Origin of the sequence: Streptomyces sp. NBC_00012 (genome assembly GCF_045040875.1) — a bacterium.
Lineage (GTDB): Bacteria > Actinomycetota > Actinomycetes > Streptomycetales > Streptomycetaceae > Streptomyces.
The window spans coordinates 2,327,059-2,352,739 of the sequence record NZ_CP108309.1; the positions used below are offsets into that span (position 1 = coordinate 2,327,059).

The window sequence follows — 25,681 nt, forward strand, 5'->3', positions numbered from 1 at the left end:
GTGGAGGGGCTGAGCACGGCGGGCCGAGCCGCGTGCGCGCGGCTCGGCCCGGTCAGTACTCGCTCAGTACGGGTCGTACGGATCTCTTTCGTCGACATCGAGGTCGTTGCCTCCGCTGCCCGTGCGCAATCCGGAGCAGGACTGCGTCGGATCGGCCGGGTTCCGCTTCAGGACGTCGCGGGCCCGTGCCTCGCCCCAGCTGGTGGCGTACCAGGGGGTGTCGTCGGAGCGCAGTGACCGTTCGATGTCCATGAGTGCACAGGAACGCAGTGGTTCGGGCAGCGTATCCAGGGCCGGTACGGCGTCGGCCGAGAGGTCCCGGAGGTAGTCGACGTCGATCGAGTGGTCGTTGCGGTACCGCTGAACGTTCTGCTCCGCGATCAGCCCGTCGGGCGAGATCAGTCCGAAGGCGAGGACGGCGACGCCCGCGCTCGCGGCCACAGCACGCGGAAGCAGGCCTGCACCGAACGCCCCTGCGGCCATGATCAGAACGAGCACCACACCCAGCCAGAGCTCCACGGCGGCCACGGATATCCGCAGCCGTGTCAGACCGTACGCGTCGACGTAGAGGTCCATCCGCCTCAGCGCGGAGACCACGACGATCAGGGTGAGCACGCACAGCACGCCGAGCACGGCCCGGACGAGAGTGCGGTCGCCGCCCTTTCCGCGAGGGGCCCAGCGCAGGGCGAGCGCGATCACCAGCAGCGTGAGGACCGTGGCCCAGAGCAGCTGCCAGAAGCCCTGCCGGGCGTATGCGGAGTAACTGAGATCGGTCTCGGCCATCACCTTGTCGTATCCGCCGAGCAGCACGGTGAGCTGGACGGCGATGAAGACGGCGAACAGCAGGTTCAGCACGACGAGCGGCAGGGCCCACTCCAGCCGGCCGCGAGCCTTCCCCTGACGGATGGTGAGGCCGTCCCAGCGGATCGGAGCGGCTGCGGCGTACGCGGCGGCGAGTGAGCCGACCAGGACGACCAGGAAGAGGAGGAACCGCCACGGGCTGCCGGTGAGCGACACATCGGGCATCAGATCGCCGAGCACATCGGCGAAGGCGGCATCGGCGCTCGCGAACAAGGCCCCGAACACGATGAGCAGGACGACCGCCACCGCGACGCTGCGGAGAACGCCCCCCAACCGGCCGCGGGAACCCGTCATCCGCGCGCGCACGCCCCGCCCGCCCCAGGCCAGACCGTCCGCGATGGCGCTGAACAGACCCAGCGAACCCAGGAACACCCCGAGCCAGCTGCGGCTGCCATGCAGGGCGAGTGAGCCCAGCGCGATGGCCGACACGACAGCCAGGAAGACGGGCCAGCCGGCGTCCCGTAGCGCCGGGACGGCGAGGAGCGCCAGTCCGCCGACCGCCCAGAAGACCGTCCACGGGCGGAGGCGGCGACCGGCCGTACGGGCGGCGAAGTACGCCCCGAGCGTTGCGGGAACCGCGACGATCAGCGCGTTCGGGCCGAGACCGTCGCCCAGCAGCAGGGCGCTCAGTATCGCCGTGACGGCGACGGAGCAGAGCGTCGCGCCGCTGATGGCGGCGGGTGCCGCCGGGCGCAGTGTCGACAGCGCGGAGGCTTGTTGCGAGCTGCCTTGCCGCCAGGGGTCGGGTGGGTACGGTTGCCCACTCCGCTGCGCGTAGCCGGGCACTTTCGGCGGCTCGGGAACCGCGCCGCCGGGCTCGGGCAGCGGGACCTTCACCAAGGCCGTCCGCTCGGACGTTCCGGCCTGTCCCGAGTGCTCGGACGGCTCGGGTTCATCTGCCGGCCGGGGCGTTTCTGACATGTGATCGGACATGGGACCCCTCCCCCACCGAGGTCCGCGCACGCCACCCTCAGGGCAGCGGCTGGGGCACCCCGGCGTCTCTTTTTCGGCGCACGCCCGTCTGGATGATCATCGACGGCGGCGTGGCCGAAAGAGTAGCTTCCGCTCGCTGTTCCGAGCCGTGCGGGAAGGAGCTGTGGCCGTACCGTGACAGTCCGGCGGCCGGGGCCGTGGCCGGGCTCGTCGGCAGTTCAGTCGCCGACGTTCCGCTGCGGAAGCCAGTCCGGCAGCTCCTCCGTCCGTGCCGCCCAGCCGACCGGTGGCGCACCTGCCTTGCCCGCCGCGACGACCCCGCCGACGATCGCGCAGGTCGTGTCGACGTCTCCACCCGCTTGGGCGGTCACCCAGAAGGCCTGCTCGAAATCGCCGAGGCTCCGCGCCGCCGACCAGAGCGCGAACGGAACAGTGTCATGCGCACTGGTACGCCGGCCGTTGCCGAGGACCGCTGCGACCGTCCCGGCGTCGCCGTAGTCGAGCATGTCGCGTGCCCGGCGCAGCCCGGCGCCGACGGCGCTGCGCGGTACGAGCGCAATCACGCCGTCGAGCAGTTCCGCCGGGGTGGGCGGCCCGGTCGTCGCCGCAGCCAGTGAGGCCGCCGCTGCGACGGCCATCGCGCCCACGACCGCTTCGCGGTGCTGGTGTGTGGTGTACGAGGAGATCTCGGCCTGGTGGGTGGCCTGCTCCGGATCGTCCGCGTACCAGGCGCCGAGCGGCGCGATACGCATCGCCGAGCCATTGCCCCAGGACCCCTGGCCCTGGAACAGCGCGGACGCCAGCTCCCGCCAGTCGCCGCCTTCGCGGACCAGCCTGAGCAGCCGGTTCACGGCGGGGCCGTAACCCCGGTCGAAGTCATGGTGGTCGGCGAAGGAATGGGCGAGCGCGTCCTGGTCGATCCGCTCGTGCTCCACGAGCACGGCCAGCACCGAACACGCCATCTCGGTGTCGTCGGTCCACTGCCAGGAGCCAGGTGGAAGTTCGCGCCGCTTCAGCAGCGGGTAGTTGACGGGCACAAAGAACTGGGAGCCCAGTGCGTCTCCCACGGAGAGCCCGCGCAGGCTGGCCAGAGCGCGCAAGGCCCGTTGGCCGGAAGCAGAGTCAGCGGTTGTCATCGCCCTTCCACTCTATCCGGTGATGCCGTACGGCTCAGGGGTACGCCAGCGCTCGAACGGCCGGTCAAGGGTGTAGCGCCCGTCCGCTCCGAGTACCAGCGTGCGGGTCTCCCCGTTGCCCGGATTGGACAGTGACTCGAACTCGGCGACCGACCAGTGGAACCAACGCATACAGAACAAGCGCATGGTCAGCCCGTGCGTGACCAGCAGGACGTTCTCCGGATGGTCAGCGGCCTCGAAACTCCGGTGCAGGCTCTCCAGGAAGGCCCCGACCCGGTCGTACACATCGGCTCCGGACTCCCCCTGCGCGAAGCGGTAGAAGAAGTGACCGTACGCGTCCCGGTACGCCTTCTGGAGGCGCACGTCGTCACGGTCCTGCCAGTTTCCCCAGTCCTGCTCGCGCAACCGCGGCTCCTCGCGCACCCGCACGTTCTCCAGGGCCAGGCCGAGGGATCTGAATGTCTCGTGGGTGCGGCGGTAGGGCGAGACATACACGCTGACCCGCTCACCGCCGAACAACTCGCGCAGCCGCACTCCCGTCTCCCTGGCCTGCCTCAGCCCTGTCGCCGTGAGCCTCAGCGCATGGTCCGGCTCGCGCTCGTACACCGTGTCGTCGGCGTTGCCCTCGGACTCCCCGTGCCGGACCAGGACAATGCGTTGCGGTCGTGCCATGTACCGACCCTAAGGGCTGTCCTGTTGTCACTGGCGGGCGTGCGACGACAGCCACGGCACTTCGGGACCACGGGAGAGCCCTCGGATCCACTGCGGCTCACTCGAGCACTCGTCCGGACTCCATCCGACAGATGTCTCCGAAGAAGCGGCGGCGCAGCAGCCGGTCGTGCGAGACCACGACCAGCGCACCCTGCCAGTGGGCCAGTGCTTCCTCCAGTTCCTGTACCAGTCCGAGCGCCAGGTGGTTCGCCGGCTCGTCGAGCAGCAACAGATCCGCTGGTCTGGCCAGGAGACGGGCGAGAGCGAGCCGTCTGCGCTGCCCCGCGGAAAGCGATCCGACCGGCACCCGGAGGTCCCGGGAACGGAACAGTCCGTACGAGAGCAGCAGTTCCTCCTGCTCGTCCTCGGTGAGCGGCAGTCCTCGGCCGAACGCCGTGAGCACGCACTCCGCCGGGCGGTGCACCGGTATCTCCTGGGCGAGGTAGCCGATCCCACCGCGCCGGACCACACGCCCCGCGTCCGGTTCGAGCACACCCGCCATGACTCGGAGCAGAGTGGATTTCCCCGCCCCGTTACCGCCGTGGATCAGCAGCCTGTCGGCCGCCGCCACGGAGAGCCGGTCGACCGCGAGCCGGTCGCCGACCCGTACGCCGGTCAGGGAAACAAGCTCTCCCCCGGTCGCACCGGCTCTGGGCAGGGCGGCGAAGCGCAGAGGATCCGGCGGCCTGGGGACGGGCTCCGCCCTCAGCCGTTCCAGTCGCTTGCGGGCGTTGCGGACCCGGCCGGACACAGAGGCCTGCACCCGGCCCGCAGCCCGGTCGTAAGCCATTTTATTGTTGTCCTTGATGGCACGGTCGGCCGCGACCCCGTGGGCGGTGGTCGCCGTGTACTCCTCCAGCTGCGCGGTTTCCTCTCGCCACTGGGCGTAGGACTGCTCCCAGCGTTGCCGTGCGGCGCTCTGCTCGGCCCTGAATCCCGCATAGCCGCCCCCGTAGCGCACGACCGTCCGCCGGTCGGCGTCGACCTCTAGCACCGCGGTGGCGACATGTTCCAGGAAGATCCGGTCGTGGGACACGGCGATCACGTTGCCGGAGTGGGAACGAAGGGCGCTCTCCAGCCAGTCGAGCGCGGTCCCGTCCAGGTGGTTGGTGGGTTCGTCGAGCAGCATCACCTCAGGGGACGCCGCGATCAGGCAGGCGAGGCCGAGTCTCGCCTGTTCGCCGCCGGAGAGGCTGCCGAGCTTCCGGTCCGGTCCGATCCGGGCGAGGCCGAGACCATGCATCGCCTTGTCGACACGGGCGTCCGCCTCGTACCCCCCGCGCAGCTCGAACTCGGTGAGCAGGTCTCCGTAGGCGGCGAGTGCGGCGTCGTCGGCCGCGCCGAGGTCATTCTCGGCCTCCCGCAACTTCCGCTCCATCGCGCGTAGTTCCGCCAGTGCGTCGTCGATCGTGTCCTGGACCGTACTATCGGGCGGCAGTCGTGGCGTCTGGTCCAGCAAGCCGGTGCCGCGGTCGGCGACGGTGAACGCGCTTCCGGAGTCGGGCCGTTCGAGCCCCGCGAGGAGCCGGAGCAGGGTCGTCTTCCCCGCGCCGTTCTCCCCCACGATGCCGATCCGTTCACCCGGACGCACGGTCAGCGAGACATCGTCGAGCAACAGCCGGTCACCGCGGGACATCGTCACGCCGTGCAGAGAGATCTGTGTGGACAAGAGCGTCTCCGAATCAGGTCAACCAGAGAACAGCGGGACAGCGGGACAGCGGGACAGCAAAACCGGGTGGCCGCAGGACGTACGGCTTCCGGCGCGGACCGACCCTTCCCGTCGTCGGGCCGCCCAGCGGGAGCGATTTAATGCACTCGTTGTCGCGTTAAGGCGAGTGTGGCACACTGGAATCCACTAACGCAACTGGAGTAGCAATTGACTGCACAGGGAACCACACCGGAGACCGACCCGCCGGCACCCCCGCTCGCTCCCGGCACCCGCCGGCCCGGCGGCAGGACCGCGCGCACCCGTGCGGCGGTCCGCGACGCCGTCCTCACCGGCCTGGTGGAGCATGGCTATCCCGGCCTCACCGTCGACTACGTCGCGGAGCATTCCGGCGTCCACAAGACCACCCTCTACCGCCGCTGGGGGAACCTCGAAGGGCTCCTCGTGGACGCCCTGGACCTGGCCGGAGAGGACAGCTGGACACCGCCCGAGACCGGAAGCCTGAAAGGAGATCTGCGGGCTCTGGCGCACACGACGGCCGCGTCCTTCGAAGATTCCGCCGCAGCGGCCGCACCGACCGCGTTCATCGCCGCGGCCTTCCATTCCGAGCGTGCCGCGGAGGCGTTGAACGCCTTCTACGCGAAGCGGTTCGCCCGCTGCGAGGTCATAGTCGCGCGCGCCGTCTCCCGGCGCGAGCTGGAGCAGCACACGGACGCGGGAGCGCTCATCAGGGCCGTGGTGGCACCCCTGTTCTTCAAGCTGTTCATCACTCGCGAGCCCATGGAGGAGACGCTGACCGACCGGTCCGCCGACGCGGCACTGGCCGCCGCCCACGCCGGAGTCTTCAATACCCCGGCCGATTCCACCTGATCGGCCGACCGAAACGCCCCTGACCCGACGCCATCAACTCAGCAACTCCGGCTCAGCCTCCCGGCCGCACGGTCCGGTCAGGCCGCACCGGTCCGGTCAGGCCGGCCCGCTGGAGGCCCCTGTCACACCCATCACACCGTCCACGACGGCTCCAACTGAACGACGTCTCCCGCCAGTTCCGCCACATCGTCATCGATCTGCGTGCGCTGTGACAGCCGCTCGATGCTCCCCGCCCGGTACTTGCCACGCTCGGCGCTCGACTGCCACATGGACAACACGAGGAACTCATGGCCCGGTGCCTCCCCGAACACCCCGCGCAGCATGCCGGGCGATCCGGCCATCGCCGGATTCCACACCCGCTCCTGCATCAAGGCGAAATGTTCCACCCGGTCCTCGCGCACCTTGCTGTGCGCCACCCGGACAACATCCGCATCGGTGAATCGCGGTTCGAAGCCCGTCTTCACATCGAAGCGGTGCTCGAACAGCTTGACCTGGATGCCGCTGTACGTACCGGACTGCGCGGCAGCCAGGCTGTCGTGCGCGCGTGCCATGAACGAGTCGTAGAAGACGCGGTTCTCCCAGAAGGCGAATATGTGCGCCACGTCCGGACGTTCACGGCTCCACCCGCCGCCCCGCCCGCTGAACCCGGGCTCACCCGGCAGCTCCGCCCACTTCCGCTGCCCCCGTTCAAAACCTCGACGGTCCACCACGGTGCAACGAATCCACTTGACCAGCACCGCGCCATCGTACGGTGCCCGGCGCGGCACGAGTCACGCTCTGACGGAGTCCGTTGGAGTGCGCCCGGAGCGCCCGCCGTTGATCTCAGAATGATCCCCATGGCATCGCTGCACACCAACCCCCTCTTCGCCCGGCTCGAATCCGCGGAACGTGTCCTCGTCGCAGGCGCCGGCGGCGGCTTCGACATATACGCCGGACTCCCCATCGCGCTCTCCCTGTTCCACCAGGGCAAGCACGTACAGCTGGCCAATCTGTCGTTCAGCGCTCTCGAAGGGCTGCCGCTCGAATCCTGGCTCGCACCGGACGTCGCCGCCATCACCCCCGAAACGGCCCTCCACCAGGCGTACTTCCCGGAGCGGACGCTCGCCCAGTGGCTCGATCTGCACGGCTACCCGAGCACGGTCCACGCCTTCACCCGAGTCGGCGTACAGCCGTTGCGCGCGGCCTACCGGGCGCTGATCGAGAAGTACGACATCGACGCGGTCGTCCTGGTCGACGGCGGTACGGACATCCTGATGCGCGGCGACGAGTCCGGTCTCGGCACCCCGGAGGAGGATCTGACCAGCGTCGCCGCGCTCGCCGCGATCGACGTACCGGAACGCCTCGTCGTATCCATCGGCTTCGGCATCGACGCCTATCACGGGGTGAGCCACGGTCTCGTACTGGAGAACATCGCCGCACTCGAACGCGACGGTTCCTACCTGGGCGCGTTCTCCTTGTCCCGTACGACACGGGAGGGTGCGCTCTTCATCGATGCCGTGGCCCATGCCCAGCACCACACGCCCGACCACCCCAGCATCGTGAACGGTTCGATAGCCGCCGCCGTTCAAGGGGCCTTCGGAGACGTCCAGTTCACCTCGCGCGCCCGTGGCAGCGAACTGTTCATCAACCCTCTGATGACGCTCTGCTTCGTCTTCGAGCTGGACGGAGTGGCCCGCAACTGCCGCTATCTCGACCGCATCGAGGACACCCATCTGATCCGTCAGGTCAGCAGCGCCATCGAGAACTTCCGGGACGAGGTGCGCCAGCGACCGCCGCGTCGCATACCGCACTGAATCGGCCCGGCGGTTCGATGCCCCGATGTTCCCGGTGCCTCCGGAGCCCGATGCCCCCGGAGGCCCAATGCCCTGGTGCCTCCGGAGGCCCGATGCCCCCGGAGGCCCGATGCCCCGGTGGCCCGATTCCATCGCCGAAATCCAAGCCGGTTGGATCCACGGTCGGTTACGGACATGATCGGGTGATGCGAACGGCCCGACGGCCCAGTGGAAAGCCAGGGAGGCAAGTCCGATGACCACGCCCAACAAGGACATCGAGAAGGTCGAAGTCAGACTCAAATGGGATCCCAGCCCTCATGGCGCCCCGCCCCATGACCTCGACATAATCGCGGCGACCTACCTCGCCGAAGCGCCGAACGGCAGCCCTGCCTACCTCGTGCACTTCGACAGCCGGTCGCCGGACGGCACCATCATCCTCAACCGCGACAGCAGGACCGGCCAGGGCTTCGGCTTCGACGAGGTGATGACGCTGGAACTGAACCGGCTGTCGGCCTCGTACTCGCGGGTCCTCGTCGGGGTCGCCATCCAGCAGCGCGACGGTCACAAGACCTTCGCCGAGATAGCGAACACCGCGGTTCAGGTCCGGGAGGGCTACACGAGCCTGGCGGAGGACGATTTCTCGGCGGTCGGCGCGGCCACCGCGGCGACCGTGGCCGAGTTCGTCCGGGGCGCCTCGGGGGCCTGGGAGTTCCACAACACGGTCCGGGGCTTCGACGGCGACCCCGATTCGTTCGCAGCGACGATGGGAAGCCGTACGCCCGGCGCGTGACACGCCACAGTACGTGAGACGTCGCAGTACGTGAGACGTCACAAGCACGCGGTCCGGCCCCAGCGCTGTGGGCCCACTACCGCTTCGGGCCTCGCGCAGTCGTGTCGTTCGTCCGCGCGAGGCCCGCTCAGGAACCGGTGCAGGCCGCGAGGCCCTTCGGTCAGGAGCCGACGTACGCCGCGAGGTGCTCGCCGGTGAGGGTGGAACGGGCGGCCACCAGGGCGGCGGGGGTGCCCTCGAAGACGATCCGGCCGCCGTCGTGACCGGCGCCGGGGCCCAGGTCGATGATCCAGTCGGCGTGCGCCATGACCGCCTGGTGGTGCTCGACGACGATGACCGACTTCCCGGAGTCGACGAGCCGGTCGAGCAGACCGAGCAGTTGCTCGACGTCAGCGAGGTGGAGGCCGGTGGTCGGCTCGTCCAGGACGTACACCCCGCCCTTGTCGGCCATGTGCGTCGCCAGCTTCAGCCGCTGGCGCTCACCGCCGGACAGCGTGGTGAGCGGCTGGCCGAGGCTGAGGTAGCCGAGACCGACATCGGCGAGCCGCTCCAGGATCCTGTGCGCGGCCGGTGTGCGCGCCTCGCCGGCGCCGAAGAACTCCTCCGCCTCGGTCACCGACATCGCCAGCACCTCGCTGATGTCGCGGCCACCGAAGCGGTAGTCGAGCACCGACGCCTGGAACCGCTTCCCCTCGCACTCCTCGCAGGTGGTGGCGACGCCTGCCATCATCGCCAGATCGGTGTAGATGACACCGGCGCCGTTGCACGTCGGGCAGGCACCCTCGGAGTTGGGACTGAACAGCGCCGGCTTCACGCCGTTGGCCTTCGCGAACGCCTTGCGGATCGGGTCGAGCAGCCCGGTGTACGTCGCCGGGTTGCTCCGCCGGGAACCCCGGATGGCGCCCTGGTCGACCGAGACCACATCCGCGCCCGCGGGTACCGACCCGTGCACCAGTGAGCTCTTGCCGGAGCCCGCGACGCCGGTGACCACGGTCAGCACGCCGAGCGGGATGTCGACGTCGACACCCTGCAGGTTGTGCGCGCTCGCGCCCCGGATCTCCAGCGCCCCGGTGGGACTGCGCACCGTGTCCTTGACGGCTGCCCGGTCGTCGAGGTGGCGGCCGGTGACGGTGTCGCCGGCGCGCAGCCCCTCCACGGTGCCCTCGAAGCAGACGGTGCCGCCCGCCGCGCCCGCGCCGGGTCCGAGGTCGACGACGTGGTCGGCGATCGCGATCGTCTGCGGCTTGTGCTCCACGACGAGCACCGTGTTGCCCTTGTCCCGCAGCCGCAGCAGCAGGTCGTTCATCCGCTGGATGTCATGGGGGTGCAGGCCGATGGTGGGCTCGTCGAAGACATAGGTGACGTCGGTGAGCGCGGATCCGAGGTGGCGGATCATCTTGACGCGCTGCGCCTCGCCGCCCGACAGCGTGCCGGACGGCCGGTCGAGCGAGAGGTAGCCGAGCCCGATCTCCACGAACGAGTCGAGGGTCCGCTGCAGCGCGGCGAGCAGCGGGGCCACGGACGGATCGTCGAGGCCGCGCACCCACTCGGCCAGGTCGCTGATCTGCATCGCGCAGGTGTCGGCGATGCTCAGCTTCTCGATCTTCGACGACCGGGCCTCGGCGCTGAGCCGGCTGCCTTCGCAGTCGGGGCAGGTGGTGAAGGTGACCGCCCGCTCCACGAACTCCCGAATGTGCGGCTGCAACGCTTCCTTGTCCTTGGACAGGAAAGACTTCTGGATCTTGGGGATCAGTCCCTCGTAGGTGAGGTTGACGCCCTCGACCTTCACCTTGGTCGGTTCCCGGTAGAGGAAGTCCTGCATCTCCTTCTTGGTGAACTTGCGGATCGGCTTGTCCGGGTCCAGGAGTCCGGACTCGGCGTAGACCCGCACGGTCCAGAAGCTGTCCGACTTCCAGCCGGGGATGGTGAACGCGCCCTCGGAGAGCGACTTGGAGTCGTCGTAGAGCTGGGTGAGGTCGATGTCCGAGACCGTGCCCCGGCCTTCGCAGCGCGTGCACATGCCGCCGGTGCGGGTGAAGGTCCGCTTGACGGTCTTGGTCCGGTCGGCACCACGGTCGACCTTGAACGCGCCGCTCGCCTGGACCGAGGCGACGTTGAAGGAGAACGCCTGGGGCGAGCCGATGTACGGCTTGCCCAGCCGGCTGAAGAGGATGCGCAGCATCGCGTTGGCGTCGGTGGCGGTGCCGACCGTGGAGCGCGGGTCGGCACCGAGGCGCTGCTGGTCGACGGTGATCACGGTGGTCAGACCATCGAGCACATCCACTTCGGGCCGCGCGAGGGTCGGCATGAACCCCTGCACGAAGGCGCTGTACGTCTCGTTGATCAGCCGCTGCGACTCCGCGGCGATGGTGCCGAACACCAGTGAGCTCTTGCCCGAGCCGGAGACTCCGGTGAACACCGTGAGCCGGCGCTTCGGGATCTCGATACTGACGTCCTTGAGGTTGTTCACCCGCGCGCCGTGCACGCGGATCAGGTCGTGGCTGTCGGCGGTGTGCGGCGCAGGCGACTGCGGGTCCGTCCTCTTGGCCATGCTCATCGTGTCTCCATCTGTCGGGCGGAGCCGCCGTCGCGGTCTCCGTCTGCGTCGCCTGGCTCGATATCAGCGGTTCGTCACGGGGTGCAACCGGATGTCACCGGTTTCATCACCGGCTTCGTGCGGCGCGGGAACAGGGCGTCGGACCGGCCGGGCACCTCGTTCCCGCAACGGGTCGTGTACGGGGCCCGGGCTGCGATCGCCGGACGGTTCAGCGCACCTCGTTGATGCGGATGAGGTTGCCCGCGGGATCGCGGAAGGCGCAGTCGCGGATCCCGTACGGCTGCTCGGTCGGCTCCTGTACGACCTCGGCGCCGCCGGCCTGCAGCCGGTCGAAGGTGCCGGCGAGGTCGGGGGTGGCCAGGGTGATGATGGCGTAGGTGCCCTTGGCCATCATCTCGGTGATGGTACGCCGCTCGTCATCGGTGACACCCGGGTCGGCGGCCGGCGGGTGCAGGACGATCGACGTGCCGGGCTGACCGGTGGGGCCGACTGTGATCCAGCGCATCCCGCCGAACCCGACGTCGTTGCGGATCTCGAAGCCCAGGATGTCGCGGTAGAAGGCCAGCGAGGCGTCCGGGTCGTCGTGCGGAAGGAAGCTCGTGTGAATCGTGAGGTCCATGAACGCCACGCTAATCGTGGCCCGGGGGCCGCGCTTCTCGATTCCTGACCGGTCTGGTCACCTGCTTCGCGACACAGGACGGCAGGCCCGCGGTGGCCCGCGCGGCCTCGCGGCGGTAGGCGCTGGGCGGCATGCCGACCAGCTCGGTGAAGCGTGTGCTGAAGGTGCCCAGCGACGAACAACCGACCGTGAAGCAGACCTCGGTGACGCTGAGATCGCCGCGCCGCAGCAGCGCCATCGCACGCTCGATGCGCCGCGTCATCAGGTAGCCGTACGGAGACTCGCCGTACGCCTGCCGGAACGCGCGGCTCAGGTGCCCCGCCGACATGTGCACGCCACGCGCGAGCGCCTCGACGTCCAGCGGCCGGTCGAACTCCCGGTCCATCCGGTCACGGACCCGACGCAGTCGCGCAAGGTCGCTCAGGCGCTGTGCCTCATCGGGTCTGCTGGTCATCTGCGAGATCGTGCCACACCGCCGGAGCGACCGCACGCAGACCGGTTCGCGCCCGAAGCGGTCTCCGCGGGACACGCCGGAAGGGCGCCGACCAGAAGTCGACGCCCTCCCCGAGCTGTGCTTCAGCCACCCGGACACATCATGCGGGACGCTGTGTCCAGTGCCGTCGCGCGGCCTGTCAGCTGCAACCGCTGGTCGAGCCGCAGCCCTCGCAGATGTAGCAGGATCCGGCGCGCTGCATCTTCGTGCCGCAGGAGAAGCAGAGCGGCGCGTCCGCGCTGATGCCGAGCTGCATCTCGACGAGCTCCGCCGAGGTGTGCGCGGTCTTCGGGGCGGCGGGCTTCTCCGCCTCCTGCACCGCGGCCACCGCCTTCAGCGGCTCCGTCCGCACCGGGGCGGACTGGGCCAGGCTCTCGATGTCCAGCTCCTCGTCCTCGATGGAGGGCTCGTACGAACCCGTGTCGAGGTGGCGCTGACGCTCCTCGGCCGAGTGGATGCCGAGCGCCGAGCGGGTCTCGAACGGCAGGAAGTCCAGCGCGAGGCGACGGAAGATGTAGTCGACGATCGACTGCGCCATCCGCACGTCCGGGTCGTCCGTCATGCCGGCCGGCTCGAAGCGCATGTTGGTGAACTTCGAGACGTATGTCTCCAGCGGGACGCCGTACTGAAGTCCGACCGAGACGGCGATGGAGAAGGCGTCCATCATGCCCGCGAGAGTGGAGCCCTGCTTGGACATCTTCAGGAAGACCTCGCCGAGACCGTCGTCCGGGTAGGAGTTGGCGGTCATGTAGCCCTCGGCGCCGCCCACCGTGAAGGAGGTGGTGATGCCGGGGCGGCCCTTGGGGAGGCGCTTGCGGACCGGGCGGTACTCGACGACCTTCTCGACCGCGGTACGGATGGTCTCCTCGGCCTTGGCGGTGACCGCCTCCTTCTCCTTCTCCTTGGTCTTCGCGGAGAGGGGCTGGCCGACCTTGCAGTTGTCGCGGTAGATCGCGAGCGCCTTGACGCCCATCTTCCACGCCTCGAAGTAGACCTCTTCGACGTCCTCGACGGTGGCCGTCTCCGGCAGGTTCACCGTCTTGGAGAGCGCGCCGGAGATCCACGGCTGGATCGCGGCCATCATGCGCACGTGACCCATCGCGGAGATGGAACGCTCGCCCATCGCGCAGTCGAAGACCTCGTAGTGCTCGGTCTTCAGGCCCGGGGCGTCGATCACATTGCCGTGCTCGGCGATGTGGGCGACGATCGCCTCGATCTGCTCCTCCTGGTAGCCCAGGCGGCGCAGGGCCTGCGGGACGGTGCCGTTGACGATCTGCATCGAGCCGCCGCCGACCAGCTTCTTGAACTTGACCAGGGCGAGGTCGGGCTCGAGGCCGGTGGTGTCGCAGGACATCGCGAGACCGATGGTGCCGGTGGGCGCGATGACCGAGGCCTGCGCGTTGCGGAAACCGTTCTTCGCGCCGAGCCGGATCACGTCCTGCCAGGCCTCCGTCGCGGCGGCCCAGATCGGGTTGTCCAAGTCGTCCATGTGGACGGCCGCGGCGTTGGCGTCGGCGTGCTGCTTCATGACGCGCTGGTGCGGCTCGGCGTTGCGGGCGTAGCCGTCGTACGGGCCGACGACCGCGGCGAGCTCGGCGGAGCGCTTGTACGAGGTGCCGGTCATCAGCGAGGTGATGGCACCGGCGAGGGCGCGGCCGCCGTCGCTGTCGTAGGCGTGGCCGGTCGCCATCAGCAGGGCGCCGAGGTTGGCGTAACCGATGCCGAGCTGACGGAAGGCGCGGGTGTTCTCGCCGATCTTCTGCGTCGGGAAGTCCGCGAAGCAGATGGAGATGTCCATCGCGGTGATGACCAGCTCGACGACCTTGGCGAAGCGCTCGGACTCGAAGGACTGGTTGCCCTTGCCGTCGTCCTTGAGGAACTTCATCAGGTTCAGCGAGGCGAGGTTGCACGAGGTGTTGTCCAGGTGCATGTACTCGGAGCACGGGTTCGAGCCGTTGATCCGGCCGGACTCCGGGCAGGTGTGCCACGCGTTGATGGTGTCGTCGTACTGGATGCCCGGGTCTGCGCAGGCCCAGGCCGCCTCGGCCATCTTGCGGAAGAGGGACTTGGCCTCGACCTCTTCGATGACGTCACCGGTCATCCGGGCACGCAGCCCGAACTTGCCGCCGGACTCGACGGCCTTCATGAACTCGTCGTTCACGCGGACCGAGTTGTTGGCGTTCTGGTACTGGACGGACGTGATGTCGTCGCCGCCCAGGTCCATGTCGAATCCCGCGTCGCGCAGGGCCCGGATCTTCTCCTCCTCCTTCACCTTGGTCTCGATGAAGTTCTCGATGTCGGGGTGGTCGACATCGAGGATGACCATCTTGGCCGCGCGCCGGGTGGCGCCACCGGACTTGATCGTTCCGGCGGAGGCGTCGGCCCCGCGCATGAAGGAGACCGGACCGGAGGCGTTGCCGCCGGAGGAGAGCAGCTCCTTGGAGGAGCGGATACGGGAGAGGTTCAGGCCGGCGCCGGAGCCGCCCTTGAAGATCATGCCCTCTTCCTTGTACCAGTCGAGGATCGACTCCATGGAGTCGTCGACGGACAGGATGAAGCAGGCGGAGACCTGCTGCGGCTGGGGCGTTCCGACGTTGAACCAGACCGGCGAGTTGAAGCTGAAGATCTGGTGCAGGAGGGCGTGGGCCAGCTCGTGCTCGAAGATCTCGGCGTCCGCGGGAGAGGCGAAGTAGCCGTGGTCCTCACCGGCCTTGCGGTACGTCTTCACGATCCGGTCGATCAGTTGTCGCAGACCGGTCTCGCGCTGCGGGGTGCCGACGGCCCCGCGGAAGTACTTGCTGGTGACGATGTTGACCGCGTTCACCGACCAGAAGTCGGGGAACTCGACGCCACGCTGCTCGAAGTTGATCGAGCCGTCGCGCCAGTTGGTCATGACGACGTCACGGCGCTCCCACGCCACCTCGTCGTACGGATGTACGCCGGGAGTGGTGTGGATGCGCTCGATACGCAGACCCTTGCTCGACTTGGCTCCCTTTGCTCGGGAACCTCGTGCCGGGCCGCTCGCCGTCTCTGTCATGCCGCCTCCCATATGTGGGCAAAAACACCCTGAAGTGCCCAGAACTTCCCAGGGCACAGTCTGTCTCTGATGCCTCGGACGCCACGCAGAGCGCCCGGAGCAGGTCTATGAAGTCGCCCTGCCGCCGATCCACGGAACCGTGTCGGCCGGCCGGTGCCGATCAGTCGGCGGCGACGGCGGGAACGGGGACCTCAAGGATCTCGCCCCTCCCGCGTTCTTCCACGCGAGGCCGTCGCTCACGGAGTTCCGTGATGGCGGCCTCGAAGTCTTCGAGTGTGTCGAACGCCCGGTACACGGACGCGAAGCGCAGGTATGCGACGAGGTCGAGTTCCTGCAGGGGGCCGAGGATCGCCAGGCCCACGTCATGAGTGGTCAGCTCGGCACTTCCGGTGGCTCGCACCGCCTCCTCGACCCGCTGGCCGAGCTTGGCGAGGGCGTCCTCGGTGACCGGCCGACCCTGGCACGCCTTGCGCACGCCGGAGATGACCTTGGTGCGGCTGAAGGGTTCGGTCACGCCGCTGCGCTTCACCACCATCAGCGAGCACGTCTCCACCGTCGTGAAACGGCGGGAGCAGTCGGGGCACTGGCGGCGACGTCGGATCGACGTACCGTCGTCGGTGGTGCGACTGTCGACGACCCGGCTGTCGGGGTGCCTGCAGAAGGGGCAGTGCATGGCTCCCAACCCTCCTTCACAGCACGACCGGATAGCCTCTTCAGGGCCCGCCGGGCCCCTCGAAGCTGTCACAAGCATAGGCGATGGCCACACCCCCGACGGACCGGGGACCACAACTTCTGGGTGGCCGGAGCAATCCAAACACTAGATCTTGGGTTTGGGTGCGCATTCGGCCCTACCGCGTGTCGCGCATCACGAGCGACCGGCAGGCAGCGTACGGCCGTGCACGAGGTTACGGGAACGGTCCGGCCGCCGGGGTTACGGGGCCCCTGCCGTCGGACTCGAACAACGGCCCGACGGGCGCCCCGCACGGCGGTGCCTCACCGGCTGCCGCTACCGTAAAAGCCCGAATTTCGGTTCGGCCCGCAGCGCGGCCAGGACCTCTCGGTCATCGCACATACACCCGGCAGAGAACACACGGCAGACTTTTATTCGTTTTTCACTCGAACGTGTGTTTGGCGCAACCTTTCGAAAGCTACTACCGTTGTCCAGCTAGGGAGACCATTCGAGAGGGGCCGACGTGACCACCACCGCTGACAGTGCCACCATCACTGCCCAGGACCGCTCCCAGAGCCGATTCGAGCCGGTACATGCCATGAATGACTCAGTCACGAACATGGAGGGGCCAGAGCCCGCGCGCCCAGCGCGCTCATTGCCCGGCCGACCTCCTGGAATCCGGGCGGACAGCTCGGGGCTCACGGACCGGCAGCGGCGAGTGATCGAGGTGATCCGGGATTCCGTGCAGCGGCGTGGATATCCGCCCTCGATGCGGGAGATCGGTCAGGCGGTGGGCCTGTCCAGCACGTCCTCCGTCGCCCATCAGCTGATGGCCCTGGAGCGGAAGGGCTTTCTGCGCCGCGACCCGCACCGCCCGCGGGCGTACGAGGTCCGCGGCTCGGACCAGCCCAGTTCGCAGCCCACGGACACGACCGGCAAGCCCGCGGCGTCGTACGTACCGCTGGTCGGCCGGATCGCCGCCGGTGGCCCGATCCTCGCCGAGGAGTCGGTCGAGGACGTCTTCCCCCTCCCCCGCCAGCTCGTCGGTGACGGCGAGCTGTTCGTGCTCAAGGTCGTCGGTGACTCGATGATCGAGGCAGCGATCTGCGACGGCGACTGGGTCACCGTGCGCCGCCAGCCCGTCGCGGAGAACGGCGACATCGTGGCGGCCATGCTGGACGGCGAAGCCACCGTCAAGCGCTTCAAGCGCGAGGACGGCCACGTCTGGCTGCTCCCGCACAACTCCGCGTACCAGCCGATCCCGGGCGACGAGGCCACGATCCTCGGCAAGGTGGTGGCGGTGCTGCGGCGGGTGTGAAGCCCGCCGGTTCTGACCGGGCCCCGGGATCCACTGCGCCGATCCCGGGGCCCTGCCCGTGCCGCCCGGCACCCGAAAGCGGGCTACTTGCCGTCGGCCTTCGCTGCCGCGTCGATCGCCGCGAGTGAGCGGCGCGCCTGGTTCCGGTCGGTGGTGTACCAGAAGTCGGGCAGTGAGGCCCGCAGATAGCTGCCGTACCGGGCGTTGGCCAGGCGCGGATCGAGTACGGCGACCACGCCCTTGTCGCCGGTGGCTCGGACCAGCCGGCCGGCTCCCTGGGCCATCAGCAGCGCGGCGTGCGTCGCCGCGACGGCCATGAACCCATTGCCGCCTGCCTCCTCGACCGCCTTCTGGCGCGCGCTCATCAGCGGGTCGTCGGGGCGGGGGAACGGGATCCGGTCCATGATCACCAGCTGGCAGCTGGCGCCCGGCACATCGACACCCTGCCAGAGCGACAGCGTGCCGAAGAGGCAGGTCTCGGGATCGGCCGCGAAGTTCTTGATCAGCTCGCCGAGCGTCTCCTCGCCCTGCAACAGAATCGGCTTGTCCAGCCTGCCCCGCAGCTCCTCCGCGGCGGCCTGGGCCGCCCGCATGGAGGAGAACAGCCCGAGCGTGCGCCCGCCCGCCGCCTCGACCAGCTCGGCGAGCTCGTCCAGCATGTCGGTGCGCGAACCCTCCCGCCCCGGCGTGGCCAGATGCCTGGCGACGTACAGGATGCCCTGCTTCGGGTAGTCGAACGGCGAGCCGACGTCGAGCCCCTTCCACTGCGGAAGTTCGTCGCCCGCGGTGCCTTCGGGAGCCAGGCCGAGCGAGGCCCCCACCCCGTTGAAATCCCCGCCGAGCTTGAGCGTGGCCGAGGTCAGGACGACGGACCGCTCCGTGAAGAGCTTCTCCCGCAGCAGCCCCGAGACGGAGAGCGGTGCGACCCGCAGGGAGGCACCGAACCGGTCATGGCGCTCGTACCAGACGACGTCGTACTCCGAGCCCTGGGTGATGCGCTCGGCGACGCCGTGGATCGTCTCCACCGCTGCCAGGGCCTGCTTGCGGACGGCGTCCTCGTCCTGCACCGACTTGTCGCGCGTGCTGCCCAGGGCCGAGATCACGGTGCGCGCGGCGTCACGCAGCGCCAGCAGTGCGTAGGCGAGGTCCTCGGGGACCTCTTCCAGGCGGCCGGGGAGCGCCAGCTCCATGACCCGCTCGAATCCCTCCGACGCGGTCTGCAAGGCGTCGGCGGCCTTCTCGTTCACCAGCTTCGCCGCGCGGCGCACCGCGCGGTTGACCTGGCCGGGGGTGAGCTCGCCGGTGGCCACCCCGGTGACCCTGGAGACCAGCTCATGGGCCTCGTCGACGATCAGCACCTCGTGCTGCGGGAGCACCGGCGCACCCTCGATGGCGTCGATGGCCAGGAGGGCGTGATTGGTGACGACGACATCGGCGAGCTTGGCCCGCTCACGGGCGAGCTCGGCGAAGCACTCCGCGCCGTAGGCGCACTTGCTGGCGCCCAGGCACTCGCGGGAGGAGACGGAGACCTGCGCCCAGGCACGGTCGGAGACTCCGGGCGTGAGGTCGTCGCGGTCACCGGACTCGGTGTCGTCGGACCAGTCCCGCAGCCGCAGCAGGTCCTGTCCGAGCTTGCTCGACGGGGCGGCGGCCTCGAACTGGTCGAAGAGCCCCTCCTCCTCGTCCTGCGGCACTCCTTCGTGGAGCCGGTGCAGACAGAGGTAGTTGGACCGCCCCTTGAGCATGGCGAAATCAGGACGCCGGCGCAGCAGCGGATGCAGTGCGTCGACCGTGCGCGGAAGGTCGCGCTCCACGAGCTGGCGCTGGAGCGCCAGAGTCGCCGTGGCCACCACGACCCGCTCCCCGTGCGCCAGCGCGGGCACCAGATAGCCGAGGGACTTGCCCGTGCCGGTGCCGGCCTGGACGAGCAGATGGGAATTGTCGTCGACGGCCGCTGCGACGGCCTCGGCCATGGCGGCCTGACCAGGTCGTTCCGTACCGCCGACGGCGGTCACGGCGGCGTGCAGGAGCTCGGGGAGGGATGGCTTCGTCATAGCCCGACCAGCGTACGGGGCGCCACTGACAACAGGGTCACTCCCGGACACCGGCGGCGGGGTGGAGCGGGTTGGGCACGCTCCCGTGGATGGCCGCGTGCGGGCGCTTGGGGCGGTCCCGGTACCCGTCGACGTGCAGGCGGTTGCGGTTCAGACAGAGGCGTTCGATGCGTGGTGTCAGCAGGTCGAACATCTCGAACCGCTCCTTGAGCTCGGGAAAGCGGGCGTGATGGCGCAGGATCTCGGCCCGGACGAGTGACCAGAAATCGGCCTCCGGGACCCCCAGCTGTTCTTCGCAGAGCGGGGAGAGGAAGCGGAACACCCCGACAAAGAGTCCGGAGTGGATGAACTGGATGAGGAAGGAGGGATCCTCGGTGAGCAGCGTCCGGCGTACGTCCTCGGGCATCGACTCGTGCTCCGGCAGCGGCCGGGCGCTCACGTTCACATCGTCGACGAAGTCCTTGATCGCCAGGCGCACCGGCACGTCGTGCTCGTCGAAGACCACGATGGCGTTCTCGCCGTGCGGGGAGAAGACCGTGCCGTACCGGTAGAGGAAGTGCAGCAGCGGCGGCAGCAGCGCGGCGAAGAGACGGGTCAGCCAGGCGGTGGGAGCCAGCCCGGAGCGGGCGACGAGCTCGGCGGTGAAGGCGCGGCCCTGCGGATCGGTGTGGAGCAGCGAGGCAAGGGTCCGGGCCCGCTCACCCGGTGCGAGCCGGGGCTGGATGGGTTCGCGCCAGATCGCGCCGAGGATCTCCTTGAACTGGTACGGGGCCTCGGGAAGGTGGTCGTAGAGCGGGTGCTCGACCGTCACCGAAGCCACCTCGCCGAGCAGGATGACCCGACAGGTGTCGCGCAGGAAGGCGTCCTGGTCACGCAGGCCGTGGACCCAGGCGGTGACGGCGGGGGCCGCGAGGGTGCGTTCGGTGGGCAGTCCGCGCCAGACCAGCGTGTTGAGGATCGACAGGGGCAGCTTGACGGTGTGCCGGTCGGGGCGGGCCACGTTGCTGAAGGTGCGGATGGACTGCTGCGCCAGCCTGAGGTCCGTGTCGGCGTGGAGCGCGACGATGTCACCGGCGGCGATGGCGGGGGCGAAGACCGGAACGATCCATTCGTCCCACTGCCAGGGATGCACGGGGAGGTAGAGATAGCTGTCGGGATCGAGGCCGCGGGTACGGAGCACGGCGGCGAAGGAGTCACGGACCGACGGGTCGAGCTCCTGCGCGTACAGCCGCTCCGGGTCGGCCAGGGAGGCCACTCCGCGGTAGGCGGCGATCCTCGTGGAGACCGCGATCCACGGCAGCGTGAGTGGCCTGCGGGCCTCGGGGGTGTGGCGGGCGGCGTCGGCGGCGGAGAAGCCGAGGCGGCCCTTGTTGGCGACGAGCCAGGGGTGGCCGGTCTGGTGGCCTTCCAGCTCGGCGTAGTCGAGGTCGGCCAGGCGCGCGGCGGGGAGCGCGGTGTGGTCGAGCCGGGCGTCGGCGGTGAGGGTGGTGGTGATCTCACGGATGAGGTGTCCGAGGGTGGCGCCGTCGATGTCGAGGAGCCGGCGGGCACGGACGAGGAACTGGAGCGGATCGCGGAAGGGCACGGCTCCGGCGCCCGGGCCGTCCCCGGGCCCCGCGCCGTCCGGCGCCCCGAAGACGCGCCCCGGCAATTCCGCAATCGAGTCAGGGGCAATGTGCCAACTGCCGTACACGCCCCGCCGGGCGCTGAAGGCGAGGCTTTTCCCGTCGTCGAGTACGAGGGTGTACGTATCGTCATCGCCGGCCTGCGCGACCGGCTCGATGACTTCCTCGTAGGCGAATTGGCCGAGCACCTTTGCGAGCAGTCGGGCGGCGGCTCCGTCCCAGACCGTCCGGTTCAGTTCTGGCGTGCTGAGCAGTTCGGCGGACTCCGCTGAATCATGGCTCGCGGGATATTTCGGCACGGGGACTCCTCGGGACGGAACCGATGGGGTTCGAGCGGGGTGAATGAGGCAGCGATTCGTTCACAGTTGGGCACGATGGATTCGGTCGCGGACCATCAGAGCGGCCCTTTTTTCGGGAAGTTCGAGTTCCGCGGAGAAGCGGAAACCAGCACTCAGAAAGGCTGAGACGGACGGGGTGTTACGCAGGTCGGGCTCCGCGACAACCCGCGCGCACCTGGGGCGGTTGTCGAGCACGAGGTCGGCGACGGCCCGCAGCAGAGTGGTGCCGACACCGTGCCCGCGGTTGTGCACACCACCGATGAGCAGGTGGATTCCGGTGTCCTGCGGACGGGCCGGGTAGTGGCGGGCCAGCGGGTCGAGATCCGCGCGGTAGATCTCCCAGTAGCTCATGGGAATGCCCGCCAGCACACCGAGGCAGGGGACGCTGCGCCCGTCGCCCTCCAGTTGGGGGAGCAGATGGGCGGCCGTGACTGCTTCGGGTCCGGCGAGCTCCCAGAAGGCCGCGACGGCGGGGTCGTTCATCCAGCGGGTCAGTACGGCGAGATCGCGTTCGAGCCGTACGGGGACGAGTTGGAAGACTCCGGCCGGGGTGGTGACCGGTCGCCAGTCGGCCGGGCGGTCGAGCAGTTCGGAGACGGCCGCCCTGCTGATGGCCGGCCGGGGGCGCGCCTCCGGGCCCGCGCCGCCCGGGAGGGACGACGCGGGTGACGCGGGCGCGTCGGGCGGCAGGTGCGGTGCTTCGGCGGCCGGGGTTTCCTCCCCGATCAGGGCGAGGATTTCCTCGGAGAGCTCCAGGTCCAGGGTGTCCTCGGCACCTGTGTCGGCCTGCGGCGCAGGGCCGGTCCCGGCGTCGGTGTGCGCATCGGCGGGAGCCACGGTGTTGCTCTCCTCTCGGCGGTTCAGGCGGTAATCATGTTCCTTCAGCCACACAGGGGGTTGGCAATGGTGACGTAGACGGACTGGGTGTCGACGGGGCCGACCAGTTCGTCCAGGCCGTGCATCCGGGTCAGCAGATTGGCCTTGCACCGCAGGTGGGTCTTCTCCAGCAGGTGCGTGGGAAGCGGGGAGCCCAGGTCGGCGGCCGAGCCGAGGAATCGTCGGAAGGCCGCGACGAGTACCCGTTCGTCGGCGAGGTGCTGGGCGCCGAACGCTCCGATCAGGCCGAAGACATTGTTGATGCCGAGGTAGTAGGCGAAGCGTTCATCGGTGACCTCGTCGGAGACGAAGGTGTCGCTGACCGATCCGATTCCGGCGAGCCGGTGCTCGAGCGCCGCACGGTGGGACTCACGGAAGTAGTAGCCCTGGTTGTCGCGGTACCGGCCGCCGATGGGCCAGCCCTCGGGGTCGAGCAGCACCAGGGTGTTCTGCTGGTGGGCTTCGAGGGCGACGCCCGCGTGGGCGTCCAGCCAGAGCACGGGACCCACGACACGGTCCAGATAGCGCAGGAACCACTCGGCGGCGACCGCGCCCACGGACCGTCCGGTGGCTTCGGCCAGTGAGGGAACGATCCGGGCGAGGCGTGACTGCATGCCGGTCCTGCCCGGCCACGGGCGGGGGGAGGTCAGGGCCGCGATGCAGACCGCGTCGTCCAGCGGCCCGAACGGGTTGTGGCGGAGCATCACGTCGAGGCCCCGGACGGGTTCGCCGTCCAGGCCGTCGACGGCCAGCCAGGCGGGGTCGCGGACGATGTCGAAGCCCGGATGGGCGGCGTGCCACTGCGTGGCGAGCCCGCTGCGGAGCAGCCGGTGGACCTCCACTCCGCGGTGGAGCTCCTTGCGGAGGTTCTCCCGGCGGGAGTTGGTGATGCGGACGCCGAGGGAGAGCTTGAGCATCACCTCGGCGCCGGGCCGGTGCACGGTGCGGACGGAGGAGGTGGGGTGCCAGCGTTCGCCGTGCGGTCCCAGGTCGTGGAGGAGTCCGGCGTCGAACAGGGCGGCCACTTCGGGACGGTGCCCGAGTTCACGGGCCTGCCAGGGGTGGAGCGGAATCGGTGCGGTGTTGTCGGGGAGGCTCAGCCCCTGGGCGTGGGCGGTGATCAGCTCCGTGGCCGGCACCGGACGGCCTCCGTCGGTCCAGGCGGATTCGGTGGCCAGGACGGACCGGTCGACGGCCATCCAGTTCAGCGCGAAGGAGCCGTGCGACTCGGGCGAGTAGAGGCTCGATTCGGCGTCGGAGAGCCCCTCGCGGCTCTTGGGGGTGGGGTGCTGCGGATGGCCGAGCAGAAGCGACTGCTCCGCGGTGAGGAAGAGGTCCGCTTCGGCCGGGGCGTGGGGGGCGCGGCGCCGCTCGGCGATGAATCCGGCGGTGCGGCGTACCGAGTCGGCGACCCGGGCCACCATGTCGACCCCCTCGTCGCGGCCGGCCTCACGGCCCAGCAGAGCGGCGATCGTGACGGCGTCGGCGGGCGGTGCCCCTTCGGGCGCCGCCTCCAGGACGGGCGGGCCGAAGCGGTGCCAGCCCGTGGCCGACCAGTAGAGGACGGGGACGAGCAGTGCCGTTCCGCTGGCAGGTAGGGGGATGCGGAGCGTGCGCCCGTCCGGCCCGGACAGGCCGGTCTCCCGGACCCAGCAGCGCAGCAGATTCTCCGCGCCCGCCATGTCGGCGGCGCGGAGCGGGTCGGGGTGGTCGAGCGGGTCGGCCTCCGCCGTGCCGGTGACCGTGGACTTCGGCGTGCGGCACTCGTCGTGCGGTGCCGTCATCTGGCGCGGCACGGTGGACTGTTCGACGACGAGGGGGCCGGCGAGCTGCTGGGTGGGGGGCGGGCCGTCGGCCTGGGGCGCGGGGGTGGGGTTCACGGCGGTCTTTCTTGTGAAGGTGTCCGGGGTCAGCGGAGCGACCCGGTCATGGTGCGGTGGTGCGGCAGACGCTCGGCGGCTGCCAGGGCGTCGGCGAGGCGGTCCAGGACCGCTGTCGCCTGCTCGTCGGTGAGCGTGAGGGGAGGGAGGAGGCGGACGACGGTGGAGTGGCGTCCGCCGAGTTCGACGATGAGGCCGCGGCGCAGGCATTCCTGCTGGACGGCGGCGGCGAGGGCGGGGGCGGGCGGCGGCTCGGGGCTGTCGCCGGGCGCGGCGGCGTTCGGGTCGACCAGCTCGATCCCGATCATCAGGCCGCGTCCGCGCACGTCACCGATGGTGGGGTGGTCGGTGGCGAGCGCCTGGAGGCGGGCGAGCATGCGGGCGCCGAGGGTCGCGGCGCGCTCGGCGAGGCGGTTCTCCCGTACGAAGGCGAGGGTGGCCGTGCCCGCCGCCATCGCGAGCTGGTTGCCCCGGAAGGTGCCGGCGTGTGCGCCCGGCTGCCAGGTGTCGAGCTCGGAGCGGTAGACGATCACGGCGAGCGGGAGGGAACCGCCGATCGCTTTGGAGAGCACCATCACGTCGGGGACGATCCCGCTGTGCTCGACCGCCCAGAAGGCACCGGTGCGGCCGACGCCCGTCTGGACCTCGTCGGCGATCAGGGGGACGCCGCGGGCCTGGGTGATCTCGCGCATCCGCCGCATCCAGCTGTCGGGGGCGGGATTCACTCCTCCCTCCCCCTGTACCGGTTCGAGGATCATCCCGGCCGGGGCCGGTGTGCCCCCCTTGGGATCGTCCAGGAGGTTCTCGGTCCACCGGGCGGCGATCTCCGCGCCGTGCTCGCCGCCGACGCCGAAGGGGCAGCGGAAGTTCCGCGGGAAGGGCAGCCTGGTCACCCGTACGTCCTCGGCGCCGCCCGAGGCGGCGAGGGCGCCCGCCGTCATCCCGTGGTAGGCGCCGGTGAAGGCGAGGAGGCCGCCGCGGCCGGTCGCGCCGCGGACCAGTTTGAACGCCGCCTCGACCGCGTCCGTGCCCGCCGGTCCGCAGAACTGGATCCGGGCGTTGTCGGCGAACTGCCGCGGCAGGCTGGCGAACAGCTCCGTGGTGAAGGCGTCCTTGACCGGGGTGGCGAGGTCGAGCACATGCAGCGGCGCACCCGAGTCGATGACCTTCTTGATCGCCTCCAGGACGACCGGGTGGTTGTGGCCGAGCGCCAGGGTGCCGGCTCCGGAGAGACAGTCGAGGTACCGCCGCCCGTCGGCGCCCTCGATGGTCAGCCCACGGGCCCGCACCGGCACGATCGGCAGTGAACGGGCATAGGTACGGGCGGCGGATTCGCGCAGCGACTGGCGGCGCAGGATCCCCTCGTGCACCGCCGGTGCTGCCACCGGGGCTGGTTCGGTCACGGCCACGGCTGTCGGTCCTCCTGCTGTAACGGTTGCGTTGCACATCAGTACGTCGGCGCACGGACGGACTGC

At 69.7% G+C, this 25,681-nt stretch carries 19 protein-coding genes; 4 read left to right on the plus strand and 15 right to left on the minus strand.

Annotation, left to right across the window (positions count from 1 at the left end; genetic code table 11):
- Nucleotides 1-63: 63 nt before the first annotated feature.
- The 4 genes from OHA19_RS10740 to OHA19_RS10755 form a co-directional block, all read right to left on the minus strand.
- Nucleotides 64-1,794: a DUF4153 domain-containing protein gene (locus OHA19_RS10740; RefSeq protein ID WP_405750056.1), complete on the minus strand. Its 1,731-nt coding sequence runs from the start codon at nt 1,792-1,794 to the stop codon at nt 64-66.
- Nucleotides 1,795-2,012: 218 nt separating this feature from the next.
- Nucleotides 2,013-2,930: an ADP-ribosylglycohydrolase family protein gene (locus OHA19_RS10745; RefSeq protein ID WP_405716989.1), complete on the minus strand. Its 918-nt coding sequence runs from the start codon at nt 2,928-2,930 to the stop codon at nt 2,013-2,015.
- A gap of 12 nt (nt 2,931-2,942) precedes the next feature.
- A complete protein-coding gene (locus tag OHA19_RS10750) occupies nt 2,943-3,602 on the minus strand; it encodes a histidine phosphatase family protein (protein WP_405716988.1) in 660 nt (219 codons plus the stop codon).
- A 97-nt stretch (nt 3,603-3,699) separates the two neighbouring features.
- Nucleotides 3,700-5,310, minus strand: coding sequence for an ABC-F family ATP-binding cassette domain-containing protein (locus OHA19_RS10755; RefSeq protein WP_405750058.1), 1,611 nt, complete (start codon nt 5,308-5,310; stop codon nt 3,700-3,702).
- Nucleotides 5,311-5,517: 207 nt separating this feature from the next.
- Here OHA19_RS10755 and OHA19_RS10760 point away from each other — a divergent pair, with 207 nt between their 5' ends.
- On the plus strand, nt 5,518-6,177 hold the full coding sequence (locus OHA19_RS10760) for a TetR/AcrR family transcriptional regulator (RefSeq protein ID WP_405716986.1): 660 nt from the start codon (nt 5,518-5,520) through the stop codon (nt 6,175-6,177).
- Nucleotides 6,178-6,308: 131 nt separating this feature from the next.
- Here OHA19_RS10760 and OHA19_RS10765 read toward each other — a convergent pair whose 3' ends face one another.
- Nucleotides 6,309-6,914, minus strand: a complete 606-nt coding sequence (locus OHA19_RS10765) for a YdbC family protein (RefSeq protein WP_405716985.1) — start codon at nt 6,912-6,914, stop codon at nt 6,309-6,311.
- A gap of 99 nt (nt 6,915-7,013) precedes the next feature.
- Here OHA19_RS10765 and OHA19_RS10770 point away from each other — a divergent pair, with 99 nt between their 5' ends.
- Together OHA19_RS10770 and OHA19_RS10775 are read left to right on the plus strand one after the other, a co-directional pair.
- Nucleotides 7,014-7,970, plus strand: a complete 957-nt coding sequence (locus tag OHA19_RS10770) for a DUF1152 domain-containing protein (protein WP_405716984.1) — start codon at nt 7,014-7,016, stop codon at nt 7,968-7,970.
- Between the two features lie 232 nt (nt 7,971-8,202).
- Nucleotides 8,203-8,739: a TerD family protein gene (locus OHA19_RS10775; protein WP_405716983.1), complete on the plus strand. Its 537-nt coding sequence runs from the start codon at nt 8,203-8,205 to the stop codon at nt 8,737-8,739.
- Nucleotides 8,740-8,899: 160 nt separating this feature from the next.
- Here the strand turns inward: OHA19_RS10775 and OHA19_RS10780 are convergent, their stop codons facing one another.
- The 5 genes from OHA19_RS10780 to nrdR all read right to left on the minus strand — a co-directional run bounded on the left by OHA19_RS10780 (nt 8,900) and on the right by nrdR (nt 16,118).
- Complete coding sequence (locus tag OHA19_RS10780) at nt 8,900-11,296, minus strand: ATP-binding cassette domain-containing protein (protein ID WP_405750061.1); 2,397 nt, start codon at nt 11,294-11,296, stop codon at nt 8,900-8,902.
- 208 nt (nt 11,297-11,504) lie between these two features.
- Complete coding sequence (locus OHA19_RS10785) at nt 11,505-11,915, minus strand: VOC family protein (protein WP_405716981.1); 411 nt, start codon at nt 11,913-11,915, stop codon at nt 11,505-11,507.
- Between the two features lie 10 nt (nt 11,916-11,925).
- Nucleotides 11,926-12,369, minus strand: coding sequence for a helix-turn-helix transcriptional regulator (locus tag OHA19_RS10790; protein ID WP_405750063.1), 444 nt, complete (start codon nt 12,367-12,369; stop codon nt 11,926-11,928).
- 178 nt (nt 12,370-12,547) lie between these two features.
- A complete protein-coding gene (locus OHA19_RS10795) occupies nt 12,548-15,445 on the minus strand; it encodes a vitamin B12-dependent ribonucleotide reductase (protein WP_405750065.1) in 2,898 nt (965 codons plus the stop codon).
- A gap of 160 nt (nt 15,446-15,605) precedes the next feature.
- A complete protein-coding gene (gene nrdR / locus OHA19_RS10800) occupies nt 15,606-16,118 on the minus strand; it encodes a transcriptional regulator NrdR (RefSeq protein ID WP_356088048.1) in 513 nt (170 codons plus the stop codon).
- Nucleotides 16,119-16,638: 520 nt separating this feature from the next.
- On the opposite strand from nrdR, the gene lexA reads away from it, so the two are divergent.
- Nucleotides 16,639-17,433: a transcriptional repressor LexA gene (gene lexA / locus OHA19_RS10805; RefSeq protein WP_072488421.1), complete on the plus strand. Its 795-nt coding sequence runs from the start codon at nt 16,639-16,641 to the stop codon at nt 17,431-17,433.
- Nucleotides 17,434-17,516: 83 nt separating this feature from the next.
- Here the strand turns inward: lexA and OHA19_RS10810 are convergent, their stop codons facing one another.
- Genes OHA19_RS10810 through OHA19_RS10830 form a run of 5 tightly spaced genes read right to left on the minus strand, consistent with a single transcriptional unit; the run spans nt 17,517 to nt 25,615 of the window.
- Nucleotides 17,517-19,487: an ATP-dependent DNA helicase gene (locus tag OHA19_RS10810; protein ID WP_405716978.1), complete on the minus strand. Its 1,971-nt coding sequence runs from the start codon at nt 19,485-19,487 to the stop codon at nt 17,517-17,519.
- A gap of 37 nt (nt 19,488-19,524) precedes the next feature.
- The gene (locus OHA19_RS10815) at nt 19,525-21,411 is read right to left on the minus strand and encodes an IucA/IucC family protein (RefSeq protein WP_405716977.1); all 1,887 of its coding nucleotides are present in this window, start codon (nt 21,409-21,411) and stop codon (nt 19,525-19,527) included.
- 60 nt (nt 21,412-21,471) lie between these two features.
- The gene (locus tag OHA19_RS10820) at nt 21,472-22,287 is read right to left on the minus strand and encodes a GNAT family N-acetyltransferase (RefSeq protein WP_405716976.1); all 816 of its coding nucleotides are present in this window, start codon (nt 22,285-22,287) and stop codon (nt 21,472-21,474) included.
- Between the two features lie 44 nt (nt 22,288-22,331).
- Complete coding sequence (locus OHA19_RS10825) at nt 22,332-24,206, minus strand: IucA/IucC family protein (protein WP_405750067.1); 1,875 nt, start codon at nt 24,204-24,206, stop codon at nt 22,332-22,334.
- Between the two features lie 29 nt (nt 24,207-24,235).
- Nucleotides 24,236-25,615, minus strand: coding sequence for a diaminobutyrate--2-oxoglutarate transaminase family protein (locus tag OHA19_RS10830; RefSeq protein ID WP_405716974.1), 1,380 nt, complete (start codon nt 25,613-25,615; stop codon nt 24,236-24,238).
- Nucleotides 25,616-25,681: the final 66 nt, after the last annotated feature.